The 18268-nt window shown below is 73.3% G+C and carries 12 protein-coding genes and 1 rRNA gene; 5 read left to right on the top strand and 8 right to left on the bottom strand.

Features of this window, described 5'->3' with window-relative positions; translation table 11 throughout:
- From rrf to ACIBIW_RS19285, 3 genes are all read left to right on the top strand, one after another.
- Positions 1-79: ribosomal RNA gene (gene rrf / locus ACIBIW_RS19275) — 5S ribosomal RNA — on the top strand; the annotation flags it as partial.
- 170 nt (positions 80-249) lie between these two features.
- Positions 250-2034 carry an ABC transporter transmembrane domain-containing protein gene (locus ACIBIW_RS19280; RefSeq protein ID WP_399337650.1) on the top strand — a complete coding sequence of 595 codons (1785 nt, stop codon included), beginning with the start codon at positions 250-252 and terminating at the stop codon, positions 2032-2034.
- The gene (locus ACIBIW_RS19285) at positions 2031-3893 is read left to right on the top strand and encodes an ABC transporter ATP-binding protein (RefSeq protein WP_399337652.1); all 1863 of its coding nucleotides are present in this window, start codon (positions 2031-2033) and stop codon (positions 3891-3893) included. The genes ACIBIW_RS19280 and ACIBIW_RS19285 overlap by 4 nt, the downstream gene beginning before the upstream one ends.
- A gap of 83 nt (positions 3894-3976) precedes the next feature.
- Here ACIBIW_RS19285 and ACIBIW_RS19290 read toward each other — a convergent pair whose 3' ends face one another.
- The 7 genes from ACIBIW_RS19290 to ACIBIW_RS19320 all read right to left on the bottom strand — a co-directional run bounded on the left by ACIBIW_RS19290 (position 3977) and on the right by ACIBIW_RS19320 (position 13962).
- Positions 3977-5869, bottom strand: coding sequence for a type VI secretion protein (locus ACIBIW_RS19290; RefSeq protein WP_399337654.1), 1893 nt, complete (start codon positions 5867-5869; stop codon positions 3977-3979).
- Between the two features lie 13 nt (positions 5870-5882).
- Positions 5883-7292: an ATP-binding protein gene (locus ACIBIW_RS19295; RefSeq protein ID WP_399337656.1), complete on the bottom strand. Its 1410-nt coding sequence runs from the start codon at positions 7290-7292 to the stop codon at positions 5883-5885.
- Positions 7293-7306: 14 nt separating this feature from the next.
- Positions 7307-8875: an SCO6880 family protein gene (locus ACIBIW_RS19300; protein ID WP_399337658.1), complete on the bottom strand. Its 1569-nt coding sequence runs from the start codon at positions 8873-8875 to the stop codon at positions 7307-7309.
- Complete coding sequence (locus ACIBIW_RS19305; RefSeq protein WP_399337660.1) at positions 8872-10188, bottom strand: hypothetical protein; 1317 nt, start codon at positions 10186-10188, stop codon at positions 8872-8874. Before ACIBIW_RS19305 ends, ACIBIW_RS19300 begins: the two co-directional genes overlap by 4 nt.
- Positions 10178-11014, bottom strand: coding sequence for a hypothetical protein (locus tag ACIBIW_RS19310; RefSeq protein WP_399337662.1), 837 nt, complete (start codon positions 11012-11014; stop codon positions 10178-10180). Before ACIBIW_RS19310 ends, ACIBIW_RS19305 begins: the two co-directional genes overlap by 11 nt.
- Positions 11015-11325: 311 nt before the next feature.
- Positions 11326-11634: a hypothetical protein gene (locus ACIBIW_RS19315; RefSeq protein WP_399337664.1), complete on the bottom strand. Its 309-nt coding sequence runs from the start codon at positions 11632-11634 to the stop codon at positions 11326-11328.
- Between the two features lie 429 nt (positions 11635-12063).
- On the bottom strand, positions 12064-13962 hold the full coding sequence (locus ACIBIW_RS19320) for a hypothetical protein (protein ID WP_399337666.1): 1899 nt from the start codon (positions 13960-13962) through the stop codon (positions 12064-12066).
- Positions 13963-14289: 327 nt separating this feature from the next.
- Between ACIBIW_RS19320 and ACIBIW_RS19325 the strand changes: the two genes are divergently transcribed.
- Together ACIBIW_RS19325 and ACIBIW_RS19330 are read left to right on the top strand one after the other, a co-directional pair.
- Positions 14290-15510, top strand: coding sequence for an NlpC/P60 family protein (locus ACIBIW_RS19325; RefSeq protein WP_399337668.1), 1221 nt, complete (start codon positions 14290-14292; stop codon positions 15508-15510).
- Between the two features lie 274 nt (positions 15511-15784).
- On the top strand, positions 15785-16534 hold the full coding sequence (locus ACIBIW_RS19330; RefSeq protein WP_399337670.1) for a phosphatase PAP2 family protein: 750 nt from the start codon (positions 15785-15787) through the stop codon (positions 16532-16534).
- Between the two features lie 111 nt (positions 16535-16645).
- Here ACIBIW_RS19330 and ACIBIW_RS19335 read toward each other — a convergent pair whose 3' ends face one another.
- Positions 16646-18220: an FAD-binding oxidoreductase gene (locus ACIBIW_RS19335; RefSeq protein WP_399338365.1), complete on the bottom strand. Its 1575-nt coding sequence runs from the start codon at positions 18218-18220 to the stop codon at positions 16646-16648.
- Positions 18221-18268: the final 48 nt, after the last annotated feature.

An 18268-nucleotide genomic window follows, 5' to 3' on the forward strand; every position in this document is an offset into this window, starting at 1 on the left:
TCCGAACCCGGAAGCTAAGCCCTTCTGCGCCGATGGTACTGCGAGGGGGACCTCGTGGGAGAGTAGGACACCGCCGAACTCTTTGTGAAGAAGTGTCCCGCACGGGCCCCTGATTGGGGAGCCGGTGCGGGGCACTTCTGCGTTCTCTGACGGTTCCCGGAAGTGCGGTCGAAGGGCTCGGGTTCGCCTCCGAGGCGCTGGCGTAAGGTGCTCGTGGTATCTGCGGCACATACAGCGGGTGGTGAGGCAGTGCAGGGGAGACCTGTGGAGCCGGCGGAGGAGTCTTCCCCGTACGACATCGGCGAGGGCCCTGAGCCCACCGAGCGCGGGGTGCTGCGCTGGGCGTACCAGCAGCAGCGCCGGCCCATCAGGGCCGCGATCGCGCTCACCGCGCTCCACCAGATGTGCGAGGCGGCCGTCCCCGTGCTGATCGGTGTCATCGTCGACCACGCCGTGCGCCGCGGACACATATCCGACCTGGTGCTGTGGACAGCACTGCTCGGGGCGCTCTTCCTCGTGCTCACCAGCAGCATGCGGCTCGGCGGACGCTACAACAGGCGCGGCAGCCAGGGCGCCGCCCATGTGCTGCGGATGGCGGCCGTGGCCCGCATCCTCGACCCCCGCGGCTTCGCCAAGGGCGCGGAGGGCTCGGGCTCGCTGCTGTCCACCGCCACCTCCGACACCCTCCGCATCGGCCTCGGCAACCGCGCCTGGGTCATCGGATCGAGCGGGGTCGCCGCCCTCGTCTTCGGCGCCGTGGCCCTGCTGATGACCTCCGTACCGCTCGGGCTGCTCGTCCTGTGCGGCCTCGTACCGCTGCTCGCGGCCACCCGGTTCCTCGCGAAACCCCTCAGCGAGCGCGGCAGCGCGGAACAGGCGCAGGTCGCGCGGGCCACCGGCACCGCCGCCGACCTCGTACGCGGCATCCGCGTCCTCAAGGGCCTCGGCGCCGAGGCCGCAGGGGTGCGGCGCTACCGCGCGGCGAGCAGGGCCTCGCTCGCGGCCACCGTGCGCGCCGCGCGCTGGGAGGCCGGATACCAGGCCGTCACCCTGCTCCTCAACGGGCTCTTCCTGACCGTCGTCGCCTGGGTCGGGGCCCGCTTCGCCATCGAGGGGACCATCACCGTCGGCGAGTTCGTGGCCTCCGTGGGGCTCGCACAGTTCCTCGTCGGACCCAGCAACAGGTTCGGCATGGCGATGAGCGTACGGGCCAGGGCCCGCGGCTCTGCCAGGCGCCTCGCGGAACTCCTCGCCGCGCCCTACGCCACCGAGGGCGGCAGCCTCGACACCCCCGCACCCGAGCGCCCCGCCCCCGCCGAACTCACCCTGCGCGCCGTCTCCGGCGGGCCGCTGCACGGCGTGGACCTGAGCGTGCCAGCCGGGGCCACCGTCGGCATCGCCGCCCCCGACCCCGCGACGGCGGCCGCCCTGCTCGACGTCCTCGCGCTGCGCGTACTGCCCGAGTCGGGCCGCGTCGAACTCGACGGACTCGACCTCGGCGACCTCAGGCTCGACGCGGCCCGCGCCGCCCTGCTCGTCGCCGACCACGACGGGGACCTCTTCGACGGCACCGTCGCCGACAACGTCGCGGCACCACAAGGCGGCGACGACCCGGGCACCGCGCCGCACGCCGACGCCGCGCACCTCGCCGCGGCCATGGCGGCGGCCGACGCCGACCAGGTCGTCGAGGCGCTGCCGCACGGCGCCGAGAGCACCGTCGGGGAGCGCGGCCGAAGCCTCTCCGGCGGCCAGCGGCAGCGGGTCGCACTCGCCAGGGCACTCGCCGCCGACCCCCCGGTGCTCGTCCTGCACGAGCCCACCACCGCCGTCGACGCCGCCACCGAGGCGAAGATCGCCGAAGGGCTCGTCACCCTGCGGGCCGGCCGCACCACCGTGCTCGTCACCACGAGCCCCATCCTGCTCCAGGAGTGTGAACGGGTGTTCCTGCTCGACGACGGCGTGGTACGGGCCGACGGCACCCACCGGGAGCTGACCGACGGCGAGGTCTCGTACCGCACGGCGGTGATGGCGTGACCACCCAGTCCAAGAGCACACCGGAGACGGGCGGCGGCCGTCCCGCGGTGCCCGCGGCGCGGCAGGCGCCCGACACGGCGGGCGCGGGGGCGCGGGAGCTGCTGCCCACGGCGAGCGCGGCCGAGGTACGGGCCGAACTCCTCGCACGGCTGCGGGCCGCACCGCTGCGGCCCGTACTCGCGCTGGTCCTCGTGGTGGCCGGGGTCGTCGGCGGGCTCGTGGTGCCGCGGGGGCTCGGCCGGGTCGTGGACCTCGTCGCCGAGGGCGGCCACGGCACGTCCGCGATCACCGCGCCCGTGCTGCTCGTCGGCCTGGCCTGCCTCGCCCAGGCCGCCTTCGGCGGCTGGGGCAGCGCGCTCGTGGCGCGCACCGGCGAGGAGGTGCTGGCCGGGGTGCGGGAGAGCGCCCTGGAACGGGCCGTCGAGACACCGCTCGAACGGCTGGAGAAGTCCGGCTCCGGCGACCTCGTCTCGCGGGTCAGCAACGACGTGTCGACGCTCGCGGAGGCCGTACGGTCGCTGGTGCCGCAGCTCGCCGCCGCCGTGCTGGAGATCGGGCTCACCCTGGTCGCGCTGCTGCTGCTCGACTGGCGCTTCGCGCTCGCTTCGCTGCTCGTGGTGCCGTTGCAGGTGTACGCGCTGCGGTGGCTGCTGCGCAACGGGCGGCCGGTGCGGCGCGGCGAACGGCTCGCGCTCGGCGAGCAGGCCCAGACCATCCTGGAGTCCGTGGACGGCGCCCACACGGTGCGCGCGTTCCGGCTCGGCCCCGCCCGGCTGCGGGCCGTGGGCGCCAAGTCGCGGGTGACCCGGGACCTCGCGCTGCGCGCCACCCAGATCGCGACGCGGTTCTTCGGCAAGCTCAACGGCGCCGAGTGGGTCGGCCTCAGTGCCCTGCTCGTCGTGGGATACGCGCTGGTACGGGCCGACGCCGTCGGGATCGGCGCGGCCAGCGCCGCGGCACTCTACTTCCACCGGCTCTTCGACCCCATCAACGGGCTGCTGTCGTCGTTCGACGAGGCGCAGTCCGCCGGGGCCGCGGCGACCCGGGTCGTCGGGCTCGCCAGGCTGCCGCGCCGCGCGCCTGCGGGCGACGGGGCCCCGGGGGCCGTCGGCGGCGGGGGTACGGGCGCCGTCGTCGAGCTGGCCGGGGTGGGGCACAGCTATGTGCCGGGGCACCGGGTCCTCGGGCCCGTGGACCTGCGGCTCGCCGCCGGGGAACGCGTCGCCGTCGTCGGGACCACAGGCGCGGGCAAGAGCACCCTGGCGCGGCTCGTCGCCGGGGTGCACCGGCCGACCGAGGGGCGTGTACTGCTCGGCGGTACGGCGTACGAGGAGCTGCCGGACGAGACGCTGCGCGGGGCCGTGGCGCTGGTCAGCCAGGAGACCCACGTCTTCGCGGGCACGCTCGCCGAGGACCTGCGCCTTGTCGCGCCCGACGCCGACGACGCGGCGCTGCACACGGCGCTGGAGACCGTCGACGCGCTCGGCTGGGCGCGTGCGCTGCCCGACGGGCTCGGCACCCGCGTCGGACAGGGCGGCGCGCGGCTCACCCCCGTACAGGAGCAGCAGCTCGCGCTGGCGCGCCTGGTGCTGGCCGACCCGCCGGTCGCGGTGCTCGACGAGGCGACAGCGGAGGCGGGCAGCGCCGGGTCACGGGCGCTTGAGGCGGCGGCCGAGCGCGCCCTTGAGGGCCGTACGGCGCTGGTCGTGGCGCACCGGCTGACTCAGGCGCGGCGGGCCGACCGGATCGTGGTCGTCGACCGGGGCCTCGTGGTCGAGCAGGGCACCCACGAGGAACTGGTCGCCGCAGGGGGCGGTTACGCGGCGCTGTGGGCGGCGTGGTCGGGGGCGCGGGTGTAGCGCGCGCCCGGCGTACGCAGGCGGCGTGCGCTCCGGCGCTTCGGTGTCCGGGTGCTGCCGGGTGCCGGTGGGAACCGGTCGGGTCAGGTGGGGAGTTGGTCGGTCGGCCAGTCGGGCCAGCGGGACCTGGCCTGTTCGCGGGAGCGCAGCAGGGCGAGCGTGGGCAGGCCCTGTTCCGCACCCGAGGCGAGGAGCGCGGGGAGTTGGGGGAGCGGGGCGACCGCGGCCACGTCGTCGAGGACGAGGGAGAGTGGTGGGTCGAGCCGACCGGCGGATGACCGTTCGGCCATGCTCCGGCCGTGCTCGACCACGCTTGCCGCCAGTGCCGTCAGCAGTGGCATGGCTTCGGGGCGGGACTTGGGCTCCTCGATGGCCTCGCCCACCACATAGAGCGTGCCCCCTTCCGCGACGAGGGAATCCAGCGCGGCGGCGTCGCTTCGGCTCGGTGTGCAGGAGTCCCTGATGTGGACGGAGCCGAGCGCGGACAGGGCGCGGGCGATGAGCTGCTGGGCGATGTCGCGGCGTTCGGGGTGTGCGGTCAGCGCGCCCTCAAGTTCGCCCGCGGCGCCCGGCGCGGCCTTGGCGTGGGTGCGCAGCACCCGTACCGCGTCCTGGACGCCCTTGCCCTGCGCCCAGCGGTGCACATGGCGCAGTTGGCGGCCGTCCACGGCGGCGGCGTGCAGGAAGCAGCGCAGCAGGGTGTGGGCGGTGTCCACCACGGCGGCGTCGATCTTCGCGCTGGGGCGCACGGGGGCGAGCAGCGCTACGGCGCGCGCGCCGGCGGCCGTACGGTCCTGGCACCCGGCGGTTGGCGACCAGTGCATGCGCGCCGGGGTCTCGCAGAGGTGGGTGGGGTCGTAGAGGAGTACGGGGCCCAGTTTGGCGCGGGCGTCCTTGGTCTCCTCCCACAGGGCGGTGTCGGAGGTGATCACGAGCGCGGGGCCCTCGGCGTCGCGTACGGCCCGCAGCGCGGCGGGGCGGCGCACCTCGACGGGGCCGAGGACGGTGCCGCGGGGTGGGGCCGGTGAGGCGACGGGGGCGGCGGGGGCGGCCTCCACGGGTACGGGGTCGCTCGGGGCGGGCGCTGTCGGCGGGGGCGGCTCGGGGGTCGGCCGTGGGGCCGCCTCGCTCTTTGCCCGCAGGGGCGTCTCGGGCGGGGCCTGGTGGCCGCCGTGGGGGCGCGGTGCGGTGGGGCGCGCGGGCTTGCGGGGCGCGGGGCGGCGCTCGTACGGGTCGCGGCGGCGCGCGGCGGGCGCGGGGCGCTGTCGGGCGCGGCGTGCGCGCTGTCTGACGGCGCGCCAGCGGGTGACGGTGCCCATGACGAAGAGCGCGAGCACAAGCGCCACCATCACCTGGCCGATGAGCAGCCCCCACATGAGGCCGTAACCCGAGAGCTGCGTCGGCGGGGTGTCGGGCCAGGCGCCCGCTAGGTCGTGGGGGCTGCCGATGAGCTGGCGGACGGCGGCGGGGGTGTGGGCGAAGGTGACGCCCTTCGGCCAGGAGCCGTGCGCGAAGAGCCCGGCGAGGCCGGTCGCCGTCCAGATGAGGGCGGTGATGCCGAGCAGGAACGCGAGGAAGCCGACCAGCAGTCCGTCGGGGACGCCGCCGCGGCGCGGGGCCTCCGGCTCGGGGCCGGGGCGCCGCGCGCGGGGGCGCGGGACGGGGCGGCGCGGGGGCTCGTCGTACCAGTCGTCGGGGTCGTCCGGGGCGTCGAGGCCGTCCGGGGCGTCGGGGTCGTAGTACCCGTCTCGCCCGTCTTGCTCGTAGCGGCCGTGGGGCCCCTCGTGTTCGTAGCGCCCCTCGCGCCGCCCGTAGCGGTCGTCCCGCTCGTAGTGGTCGTCCGGGATGCCGGGGGCTCCGGCCCCGCGGGGGTCGTGCTCGTACGCCTGCCCGTGCTCGGGGCCGTTGCCGTGGCCGGGCCCAGGGGCGGGTTGTGGCCTGCGGCGGCGGCCCTGGTCGCGCTTGCGGTCCCGCATGTCAGGGCACCCCTCAGGCCACCGTGGACTCGGGGGAGTCGGTCAGCCGTTGTTCGACGAAGGCGGCCGCGCGCTCCTCGGCCTCGATCTCGGCGGCGCGCAGGGCGTCGTCGGGGCGCGGCGCGGACTCGGTCATGGCGCGGTCGGTGAAGACGAGGGGGCGCTCGGTCTCGGTGACGAGGTGTTTCACCACTTGGACGTTGCCGTTGACGTCCCAGACGGCGATGCCGGGGGAGAGCGTCGGGATGATCTCCACGGCCCAGCGCGGCAGGCCGAGTACGCGTCCCGTGGAGCGTGCCTCGTCGGCCTTCTGGGCGTAGATGGTGCGGGTGGAGGCCATCTTGAGGATGGCCGCCGCCTCCTTGGCTGCGGCCCCGTCGACCACGTCGGACAGGTGGTGGACGACGGCGACGAAGGAGAGTCCGAGCCGGCGGCCGAACTTGAGCAGGCGCTGGAAGAGCTGGGCGACGAAGGGCGAGTTGATGATGTGCCACGCCTCCTCGACGAGGAAGATGCGCTTCTTGCGGTCCGGCCTGATCCAGGTGTGTTCCAGCCAGACGCCGACGATGGCCATCAGGATCGGCATCGCGATCGAGTTGCGATCGATGTGGGAGAGGTCGAAGACGATGAGTGGCGCGTCGAGATCGATTCCGACCGTGGTGGGGCCGTCGAACATGCCGCGCAGGTCGCCGTCGACGAGCCGGTCGAGGACCAGGGCGACATCGAGGCCCCAGGCCCTTACGTCGTCTATGGCGACGTTCATGGCCTCGGCGGACTCGGGTTCGGGGTGGCGTAGCTGCTCGACGATGTCGGTGAGGACGGGCTGGCGGTCGACGATGGTCTCGTTGACGAAGGCGTGGGCGACCTTGAGGGCGAAGCCGGAGCGCTCGTCGAGGCCGTGGCCCATGGCGACCTCGATGATGGTGCGCAGCAGGGCGAGCTGTCCGGTGGAGGTGATGGCCGGGTCGAGGGGGTTGAGCCGGATGCCGTGGTCGAGGGCGGCGGTGGGGTCGAGCCTGATGGGGGTGATGCCCAGCTCGTGCGCGATCAGGTTCCACTCGCCCACGCCGTCCTCGCCCTGGGCGTCGAGGACGACGACCTGCCGGTCGCGGAAGCGCAGTTGGCGTAGGACGTAGGTCTTCTCCAGCGCGGACTTGCCGTTGCCGGACTCGCCGAGCACCAGCCAGTGCGGGGCGGGGAGCTGCTGGCCGTAGAGCTGGAACGGGTCGTAGATGTAGCCCTTGCCGGAGTACACCTCTCGCCCGATGATCACACCGGAGTCGCCGAGTCCCGGCGCTGCGGTCGGCAGGTAGACGGCCTGGGCCTGGCCGGTGGAGGTGCGTACCGGCAGCCTGGTCGTCTCCACCTTCCCGAAGAGGAAGCCGGTGAACGCCTCCGTGAGCATCGACAGCGGGTCTCGCATCAGAACATCAGCCCCTACCTGCGGATACCGGTCGCGAACGGAAGCGTGTTGACGAAGGCGCGGTGGTGCTCGCGGTCGCACCACTCCAGTTTCAGGTACGACTTCCCGGCCGAGGCGCGGATGGTCCGCTTGTCCCTGGCCAGGGCCTCGGGGGAGCGGGACGAGACGGTGATGTAGCCGACCAGGTTCACCCCGGCGGCGCCGCTGGCGAGGTCCTCGCCGCGCTGGTCGAGACGGTTGTGGGCGGCCATGTCACGGGGGTCGACGGTGCGGTTCATCTTGGCGGCGCGGCTGGCCTCGGCCACGTCGTTGGTCTTCTCGGTCAGCATGCGCTCGATGGCGATCTCGGTCGGTTCGAGATCCATCGTGACGGCGACCGTCCTGATCACGTCCGGGGTGTGAACGAGCAGCGGGGCGAGGAAGTTGACCCCGACCGGGGTCATCGGCCACTCCTTGACCCAGGCCGTGGCGTGGCACCACGGCTCCCTGGTGGTCGACTCGCGGGTCTTGGCCTGGAGATAGGTGGGCTCCATGGCGTCCAGCTCGGCGGGCCAGGCGTTCCGTTCCGACATGGCCTGGATGTGGTCGATCGGGTGGTCGGGGTCGTACATGGAGTGGATCAGGGACGCGAGCCTGCTCTGCCCGAGCGGCTGGCGCACCCGGATGTCGGCCTCCTGTAGCCGGGAGCAGATGTCGGTCAGCTCACGCGCCATCACCACGGCGAGTCCTGCGTCCCGGTCGAGCCTGCGGCCCCTGCCGTTTCTGGCGGCCCTGGCCATGGCCTGGGCCTCGGCGGCGAGGTCCCTGTTGTAGTGCATACAGGCGACGAGGTACGCGCGGTGCTGCTCGCTGCTCGTCGAGACCATCGACTGGAGCTGGTCGTAGGAGTGCTGGAGCCAGACGAGCGAGCGGTCGTCGCCGCGGGCCGCGACGTCCTTCGCGTGCGCGTCCGGGTCGGCCGGCAGGGTGCGGGCCAGCATCTGGAGCCGGGTGACGAAGCCGTCCCCGTTGGCGACGTGCTTGAGCAGCGTGCCGAAGCGGTCGACCAGCGCCTCCTGGTCCTCCGAGTCGCGGAGGCCGACGCCCGGGCCCTCGATCTCGATGGCGGCGGTCACGGTCCTGCGGTCGGCGTGCAGCAGCACGGCGATCTCGTCGGGGCCGAAGGGCGCGGCGAGCCAGGAGATGCGGCCGATGCCGGGCGGCGGCCCGACCTCGACCTCGCGGCCGTCGAGCGCCGTGCCCGCCTCCGCCACGTCGGAGCGGTAGGTGGCGCCCCGCCTGGCCTGCCGCTTGAAGCTGCGGTTGATCTCGAACCAGCGGTAGAAGGTGCGCCGCTTGTACGGCACGTACACCGCGGCGAGCGCGAGCAGCGGGAAGCCCATCAGCAGCACGATTCTCAGGCTGAGCACAGGCACGAGGAGCCCGCACATCATGCCGAGGAACGCGCCCCCGATGATCAGCGCGATCTCGCCCGTCTCGCGGTTGCGGCCGACGATCGCGTTCGGCCGCGCACGGCCGATGAGATACGTGCGGCGCGGCGAGACCGGGTGGGACAACTGCGAAACGTGTGGCTCCGTCGTCAACGCCCGTCACCTCCTGAAGTGTTGCCGGTGTTGCCTCCCGAGCCGCCTCTGCGGGTGGCGGCGTGCGGGGTGTTCAGGGGGCTGCTGCGCGGCGGGGGCGCCGCGGGCGTGTCGCCGCCGCGTGAGCCGTGCGCGGCCATGCCGCCGCTGGCCGGGTTGGCTGGTTTTGCGGGACTCGCCTGGCCGCCGGAGTCCTCGGCGCCGCGGGCGCTGTGGGTCTTGATGCCCTGGGAGACGAGGGCGGCGGGGGAGCTGATGACGGCGGCGGCGCGGCCCTCCGCGCCCTGGTGGATGCGGTTGCTGCGGACGTTGGCGATCTCGTCGCCGAAGCCGGGGACGAAGCGGTAGATCACGGCGCTCGCCATGATCGCGAGGAGGATGATGGCGAGTCCGGAGACCACGGCGGAGAACGCGCCGGGGCCGTCGTCGGAGTCGCTGAGCGCGCCGGCGAGGCCGAGCACGATCACGATCACCGGTTTCACCAGGATGACGGCGATCATGATGCCCGCCCAGCGGCGTACGTGGCCCCACAGGTTCTTGTCGACGAGGCCCGCGTAGACGACCGTGCCGAGGAGGGCGCCGACGTAGAGGAGGGCGGCCCTGATGACGAGTTCGAGCCAGAGGACGCCCGCGGCGATGATCGACACGAAGGAGACGACGATCAGCATGATCGGGCCGCCGCCGATGCCGTCGCCCTTGGAGAGCGCGGAGGAGAACGAGCCGAAGAAGACGTCCGTCTGGGAGCCGGTCGTCTTGGACAGCACCTCGGTGACGCCGTCGGTCGCGGACACCACCGTGTAGAGGATCAGCGGGGTGAAGGCGGAGGCGAGCACGGTCAGCCAGAGGAAGCCGACGGCCTCGGAGAGCGCGGTGGTCAGCGGGACGCCGCGCACGGCGCGCTTGGCGACCGCGAGCAGCCACAGCAGCAGGGTCAGCACCGTGGAGGCGGCGAAGACGACGGCGTACTGCTGGAGGAACTTGGGGTTGGTGAAGTCGACGTTCGCGGTGTTCTCGACGGCCTCGCTGAGCTTGCCGATGGTCCAGGAGGCGGCGTCGGAGCAGCCCTTGGCGAGGGAGGAGAGGGGGTCGAGGGGGTTGGAGGTGCCGGGGGGGAGGGTGCCGCCTCCGCCTCCGCCGCCTCCGCTGCCGGAGTCGTCGCGGGAGCAGTAGTCCTTGGCGGGGCCGTGAATCAGGTCGCAGGGGTCGCTGCTCGGATCGGGAGCGGCGGCAACCCGGGTGGCCGCGAGGATCACCACCGTCTGGACGGCTGCGACCGCCGCCGCGAGCTTGGCGCCGCGGTGGTTAGCGCGCATAAGTGAACCCTCCGTACCCCTCGACGGCCTTGGCGATCTCGTCGGAGTCGGAGGCCCGGTCGTCACCCGGGACCGGCGTGGGGCCGTCCTTCTGCGAGTGCGTGATGATCTTCCAGTCCTGGCCCGTCCACGCCATCGTCATGCTGATGGTGAACCAGCTGTTGGTGACGGGGTTGGTGGACTTCTCCCCGGCGAGCCCGAGGAGCCCCTCGCACCAGACGCTCACGGTGGCGCGATCCGTCGAGTAGCTCGCGGTCTTCGTCCCGATGGGCGAGGTGCGGGAGACGAAGGTGTAGCCGCTCGGGGCCGAGCCGTCGGACTCAAGGCCGAGGGCCTTGTCGAAGTCGGCGGAGTACGCCTTGTCCAGCGACTGCTTGAAGTCGCTCACTCGTGAGGGGGTGATGATCGACTGGAGGATGCCGTCTCTCTTGCCCTTGTTGAACATGTCCGCCGACCCCAACGCCACCGCATAGTTCGCCGCCGCACTCTGCGCCCCCCTTTCGTCATGGGAGAACCCCGCCGGAATGCCGCCCGAGTCGGTGGGGACCGGGCGGTCGCCGCTGGCGGACGTGGGGGCCGTGTGGGGCTTGGCGCTGTCGTCGGACGACGAACCGGAATCCCCGCCACCACGGTTCGCGAACGCGATCGCGGCGATCAGCAGGACCGCCACGCCCACGATCGTGACCAGACCGCGCGGAGAGGTGCGTGCGGGGCGCGCGCTGCTGCCGCCGCGCTCCGGGAGCCGGGTACGGGTCTGCCCCCGGCCGCCGACCTCGCCGTCGCGCCCGGGGTCGCCCCCGTACCCGTGGTCATCGCCCAGACTCATGCCGCGTTCGCCCCTTCAGCCGTCTGCCCGACCCCGTAGTACGACGGTAGCCGTGCGCGCCGTCGCAGGGGCGTGGTGTGGTGACTCGACATCAGGGAAACGCAACCTCGGCCGGTGGGCAGGCGGGACGGGTGGGGTGGGAGGTGGTTGAGGAAGTAAGGGAGGAAGGAAGAGGCGGGAGAAGCAACGGAGGGGCGGGAGGGGATAAGTGGGGTGATCGGGTAAATGGGGGGACTTGGTGGAAACAAGGGGTCCCGGTGCCCGGGTGACGGTGCTTCGGCCGCTCTCGGCGGCCCGGCCGAGGCGCCGGGCTACACGGCCATGCCGTACACGATGGTGAAGAGCGTGCCGAGCGAGCCGATGATGAACACTCCGGTGAGCCCGGCGATGATGAGGCCCTTGCCCTGCTCCGCGCTGAAGGTGTCGCGCAGCGCCGTGGCGCCGATGCGCTGCTTCGCGGCGCCCCAGATCGCGATACCGAGACAGAGCAGGATGGCGACGGCCATCACGACCTCGATCATGACCCGTGCTTCGCTGCCCAGGCTCCCGAAGGGCCCCCAGTCCGGGGCGATCCCGCCGATGATGGTGGTGATGTCGCCCTTTTCGGCTGCCATAAGCATGTAACTCACCGCCCCTGTTGGGTAGTTTCACTCCCCCTGCCATCCGCAGAGGTCGCGTCCATTCTCACCGACAATGATGCCTGCGTATGTCGACTTGACGTCAGCGATTGGCGGGTTTCGTACGGAACCGTTGTACGGGGGCGCCTCTGGTGGGCCGTCAGCGGGCGCCTTCGTGGGGCGCGCCAGCGCCGAGCCGGGACGCGGACCGATGTGCGAATGAACGTATCGTCACTCTGTGTATCACGCGAGTGGACCCCGAGCAATGAGGAAAAGGGAACACGCCGGGTGCGGGGGGCGTGACCTTTGCCTCATCGTTCGGGGTCGGGTGACGGGATAGGGCCGTCCTGGCGCGGGATTCCGGGCGCGTGGCCGCGCGGACGGCGCGGCCCCCGGGCTCCGGAACGCCGGAGTCCGGAGGCGGGAGAGCGGTTACGAGTCGTAGCCGTCGCCGCTGCCGTCGCCGCCGCTGCCGTAGCCCTGTACGACATAGGCGCACTCGGTGTACGTGTAGCCGGACTCGATCTTCGCGGTGTCGCTGCCCGCGCTGCCCGAGGTCGGCTTGTGCAGGAAGTACGTGGTGCCGACGGGCAGGTGGAGGGTCTTGGACGGGTAGTGCTTGCCGCTGTCCTTGCAGGCGTCGAGCGCGGCCTCCGCCTCGCCCGAGTAGTGCGAGCAGCTTCCGCACGGCTTCAGCGTCAGCTTGCCGGTCACCGGCCCGGTGTAGAGCACCTCGATGGTGTCGGGGCTGTCGTTCTCGATGGTGACGGGGATGCTGCCGCCCTTGTCCGCCGACGGCAGGTGCTCGCCCGCGCCCGGCACGGCCTGGGCGACCTCGGCGGCGATGGCGATCCGCTTGGCGGACGCGGCGTTCTTGTCCTTGCCGTAGTCCTTGACGAAGCCGTTCAGGGTGTCGAGGGCGGACTCGAAGTCCTTCTTCTTGAACTCGTCGACGCCGCAGGCGTAGGTGCCGCCAGGCACCTTGCCGCGGGCGCTGCCCGCGTCGTCGTTCAGGGCGCCCTTGCCGTCGCCCGCGTCGTCGGCGAGCGCGGACGCCTGGGCGTCGAGGGTGCGCAGCCGGGTGGCGGCGGCGCAGGGGTCGTCGCCCTTGACGTCGCCCGCGGCATCGTCGATGGCCGCCTTGAAGGCCGGCTCGACCTTCGCCGCCTGCCCCGATTCGGGGAAGGTGGTGAGGAGTTCGGCGAGGTCGCCGTTCTTCGGCTCCGCGTGCGCGTCCACCCCGATGTCGGCCGCGCCGCACTCGTACAGCGAGGTGGCGAGCCGTTCGTCGGGCCAGTCGGCGAGCGCGCCGAGGGTCTTCTCGTCGATCGTGTCGGGCACGTTGCGCAGGTACTTCAGCGGGTCGATCGCGTCGCAGTACTTCTTGTCGTCGTACGGTGCGCCGACCGCGCGGTAGTACGCGTCGAGCCGGTCGGGGACGAGCTTGCCCGCGCGTGAGTCCCGGTGGCCGCCGTCTATGTCGCCGTAGGTGTCGAGCGCCTTGGCGTAGTCGGCCTTGACGGACGTGAATGGCTGGTTCTTTGCCTTCTGTACGAGGGTGTCGGCGTCGTGCAGCCGGTCAAGGAGCGCCTGTTGGGTGGCCTCGTCGCGGGCGCCGTCGTAGAGGTAGGCGCCGCTGACCGGCACCGCGAGCAGCACCAGGCCGAGCAGCGCCGCCACCGGCGCCTGCGGCGGCCAGGCCAGCGGGGAGCGCAGCGCGCGTATCGCGCCGTGCACCGCGGCGACCACCAGCACGGCGGCGTATCCGGCGAGGACGCCGGGGGCGACGCCGTCGGGGTCGGCGGGCAGCGCGAGCAGCAGCAGGAGGCCGGTGGCCACCAGGCAGACCGCCAGGGCGAACCAGCGGCGCAGCAGTGCGTAGCCGATGCCGAGGCCGCTCAGGTTGAGCAGCGCGACCGCCGTGGCGCGCAGCGGGTCCGCGGGGCCCCGCGGCGGCGGTGGCGGGCCGGGCGTGACCGTCGGAAGCTGGATCGGCGGCGGCGCCCCGTACCCGGAGCCCTCGCCCCCGTCGCCGAACCCGCCTCCCGAGCCCTGGCCATAGCCCCCGGGCCCCTGCCCGTAGCCCCCGCCGCCGTACCCGTAACCCCCCGGGCCGCCCCCGTACGGGCCGCCGGGCGCGCCGTAGCCGTACCCCGGGCCGGCCCCCTGGGAGCCGCCGGAGCCGTCCGCGCCGCCGTAGCCGCCCGGCGGGGGCCCGAAGCCGCCGCTCTCACCCGGGGGCGGTCCGAAGCCCCCGCCGCCTCCGCTGCCTCTGCCACCGCCCTCGCCGTCCCCGGACGCGCCCGTGCCGTCCCGCTTGTCCCATGCCATCGCGTCCCCCCGGTCCCCGGGGACACGGCCAGGCGCGTCCCCCGTCTCCACCTGGTTGTACGTTCCACGGTCCGAGCACCGCGGACATACGTCAACCGCGCCCCCCAGGCCACGCGCCCCTGGCCCGGGGCCCGTTCACTCTATGCGCGATGCGCCGGGACCCCTCCCGGTTTTCTCCCGGCCCCCAACGGCCCCCGGCAGCCACGGCCGCCCCGTGCGCCCCAGGCCGCAGGGTGCGAGTCCGGCCACGCTGCCCCGATGGCCGGGCGGGCGGCGCCCCGCTCCGCCTACACTTGCCGGGGTCTGTTGCCTTGGGGCGAAGGGCGGTTGACGGTGCGTAAGGCTTGGCTGGTGGCGGGCCTTGCCGGGAGTGGCGGGCTCGGCTTCGTCGTGCTGCTCATGGTCGGGACGTATCTGGTGGCCGGGAGCATGGAGAGCGGCGGTGGCGGCGGCACCGTGGCGCTCGACGGCGAGTCGGTGCCCGCGGCGTACCGCAAGAGCGTCGAGGACTGGGGCAACCTCTGCCCCGCCATCAACCCCGCGCTGCTCGCCGCGCAGCTCTACCAGGAGTCCGGCTTCAACCCCAACGCCCGCAGCGCGGCCGACGCGGAGGGCATGGCGCAGTTCATCCCGTCCACCTGGGCCGCGCACGGCGTCGACGGCGACGGCGACGGCAAGAAGGACGTCTACAACCCCTACGACGCCATCCCCTCCGCCGCCAGCTACGACTGCAAGCTCGCCTCCTATGTGAAGGACGCCCCGGGCGACCAGACCGCCAACATGCTCGCGGCCTACAACGCGGGCGCCTACGCGGTGATCAAGTACGGCGGCGTGCCCCCGTACAGCGAGACCCAGAACTACGTGAAGACCATCACGACCCTGGAGAAGAGCTTCGCGAAGCCGGTGACCAGGCTCCAGCCGTCGCAGCAGGCGGCGGGCGCGATCTACTACGCGCAGAAGAAGCTCGGCACCGAGTACCTGTGGGGCGGCACGGGCACCGGCGCCGAGGGCGGCCGCTTCGACTGCTCGGGGCTGACGAAGGCCGCGTACGACTCCGTGCACGTGGAGCTGCCCCGGGTGGCGAACGACCAGTACAACGCGGGCCCGCATCCCGCGCGGGGCGAACTGCTCCCCGGCGACCTGGTGTTCTTCTCCGACGACCTCAGCAACTCCCGGGCCATCAGGCACGTCGGGATCTACGTCGGCGGCGGCTACATGATCGACGCGCCGAGGCCGGGCGCCGTGATCCGCTTCGACCCGGTCGACACCCCTGACTACTTCGGCGCGACCCGGGTCACCAGCGCGGGCGCCCAGGCGCTCCCGTCCGACGGGCCCTCCACCGAGCCGCCCTTCGCCCCCGCGTCCCCCTCGTCACCAGCCTCGTCTCCCTCCTCGGGGGAGACGTCGGAGGCGTCGGAGGAGCCGTCAGGTTCGGCGACCGACGCGGCGGAGACGCCCGCGTCCGACACATCCGACGAGTCCAGCGCGTCCGGCGGCGGCTCGCCCTCCGGGCGGCCCGGGGTGCTGGGCGCGGCGGGTGCCCGATGAGGGCCGTACGCGCGCCAGCGCCGCCACGCCCCGAGCGGTGCGTAGCCCCGGCGCACCCGTGCCGGGAGCCGTCCGCCACGGTCCGTCTGAACTGCGAAGACGAGTCTCTCTTCGATAACGTCTGCGTGATCATCCGGTAGAGAGCGGAACGAGGGGAACCTGACTGTGCGTTCCTGTTGCTGAGGCGGACGCACACCACGGGGGCCGGTGGAAGGGCGCACGGCGAAGTGCGCCACATGAACGACGAGCAGAGCAGACGAAGGGGCCGCAGGCCATGGCTGGACTCGCAGCGTCCGGGTCGAACCCCGACGTCGACTTCCTCTACGACATCAACGGCCTCGGCCACGACGCCCCCCACTGGCTGGCCCGCGCCGTGGAGTTCGCGGGGCTCTGGGGGCTCCCGGCGGTCATGGCGCTGCTGGTGCTCGGCTGCTGGTGGACACAGCGCCGGGCCGCGGCCACGCCGGAGGCGGCGGCCACCTCCGCCGCGGCCGTCCTGTGGTCCCTCATCGGCGCGGGCGTCGCCGTGCTGGTCAACGTCCCGATACGGGACTTCGTCGGCAGACCCCGCCCCGCCTCGACCCACGACGGCGTCCATGTGCTCGCGGGCGGCCAGGGCGGCTACTCCTTTGTGAGCACACACGCCACGCTGACCATGGCGATGGCCGCGGGGCTCTTCGTCGCCCACCGCAGATTCGGCCTCGCCGGGATCGTGGTGGCCCTGGCCGACGGCTTCTGCCAGGTCTTCCTCGGCGTGCACTACCCGACCGACGTGATCGGCGGCCTCGCCCTCGGCACCGCCGTCGCCCTCCTCGGCGCCCCGCTGGCCGCCGCCGCCCTCACCCCCCTCACCCGCGCCCTCGGCCGCTCCCCCCGCCTCTCCCGGCTCACCACCTCCCGGGAGCGCGGCCCGTCGTCGTCACCGGCGACCGGCCGCGGGGAGCCCGCGGAGAGACCGGCACCGGCGCCCTGCGACCCGGACCGGGACCAGAGCGGGCCCAGGGAGAGCGACCTGGCCGCCTGACCCCGGGCTCGGACCCGGCCGCGGCACGCCACGGCGGCCCGCGGCCTCCCGCGCGCCGGACGCCCGGCGGCGGGGCAGCGGCCGCGCGGTGGCTCAGGTGCCCTGCGGGTATCAGATGCCCTGCGGGTACGTGAAGAAGCCGTCCGGGTCGTAGCGGTGCTTGACCTGTTCGAGGCGGCTCGCCGCGTCGCCGTAGTACGCCGGGCGCCAGTCCTTCAGGGTGGGGTCCGTGTAGTTCTGGTACGCCGCGCCCGAGGCGTGCGGGCGCATCGCGCCGTGGGTGCGGTCGAGCCAGTCCCCGGCGGCCGTGCCGGAGGTGCCCGCCTGCCAGGACGCGACGTACTGCGCCAGCATCCGGGACCTGCGGTGGACGAACGCGGTCGCGGTGGGCGCCACCCGGTTCACGGCGCCGCCGAGCGCGGTCAGCGCCACGCTTCCGGTGCCCGAGTCCACCGAGGCGAGGTGGTCGAGCAGGGTCTGGATGCCGTCCTTCGACAGCGAGCGGTCGAAGAAGTCCGAGCGTGCCGCGTACGTCTCGCGCTTCAGCGCGCCGCCCTCGCTGCGGCCCGCCGTGGGCCCCGGCAGATGGCACTGCTCCCCGCTGTACGTGGAGCAGCCCGCGTACACCTCCATGGAGTCCTCGTACGAGCGCCGCTTCAGCGAGACGCTGCTCGCGGGGCCGCCCGCGCGGTCCGCGAGCCGGTCGACCGCGTTCTGCAACTCGCCGTAAGTGCCCAGCGAGAACGCCGAGACGGTGATGCCGGGCACGCCGCCCGCGGCGTTCTCGATGTCGAGCGCGGACCATATCTCGTCGGGCTGGTCGGGGCCCCACTCCTGCCAGGCGGCGACCACGTCCGCCGCCCTGCTCCACGGCCACGACATATAGGCGGTGACGCCCTGCGGCGCGGGGTGGGTGCGAAAGCGCAGCTCGGTCACCACCCCGAAGTTGCCGTTGCCGCCGCCGCGCAGCGCCCAGAACAGGTCGGAGTTCTCCTTCGCGTCCGCGTGGAGCTGCCGCCCGTCGGCCGTGACCACGGTGGCGGCGGTGAGGTTGTCACACGTCAGCCCGTAGGCGCGGGAGGCGACGCCATGGCCGCCGCCGAGGGTGAGGCCCGAGACGCCCACGGTGGGGCAGGAACCCGCGGGGATGGTGACGCCCTTGGCGGTGAGGGCGCGGTAGACGTCGATGAGCTTGGCCCCGGCCCCGACGACCGCCTCCGAGCCGCTGACCCGGATCGAGGAGAGCCGGGACACGTCGACGACGAGCCGCCCGTCGCCCGACGACCAGCCCGCGTAGGAGTGCCCGCCATTGCGTATCGCGACATGTGTCTTACGGGCCCTGGCGTAGGCGAGCGCGGTACGGATGTCGTCGACGCCCGCGACATACGCGACGGCGGCCGGCCGCAGCCCGTCGAAGCGGGTGTTGTAGAGCTGGCCCGCGCTGGTCCAGTCGTCGTCGCCCGGCCGCACCAGGCTCCCGTCGAGGCCCTTGCCGAGCGCGGCCAGGTCGGCGGGCGCGGACACGGAGGGCGCGGGCGGCCCCGAGGGCCCCGCCGACTTCGAGCCCGATGGCGGGTGCGAGTCCCCGTTCGCCCCGTCGGACGAGCCGCCCCCGCCGCCGCACGCCGCCAACCCCGCGCCCGCCAGCACCGCGGCTCCCGCCCCCATGAACGCACGCCGTTCCATCACGCCCCGCTCCATGCCGCCTCCACCGTCAGGTTCCTGATTCCCCAG

The organism is Streptomyces sp. NPDC050560, assembly GCF_044457285.1.
Taxonomy (GTDB): Bacteria; Actinomycetota; Actinomycetes; order Streptomycetales; family Streptomycetaceae; genus Streptomyces.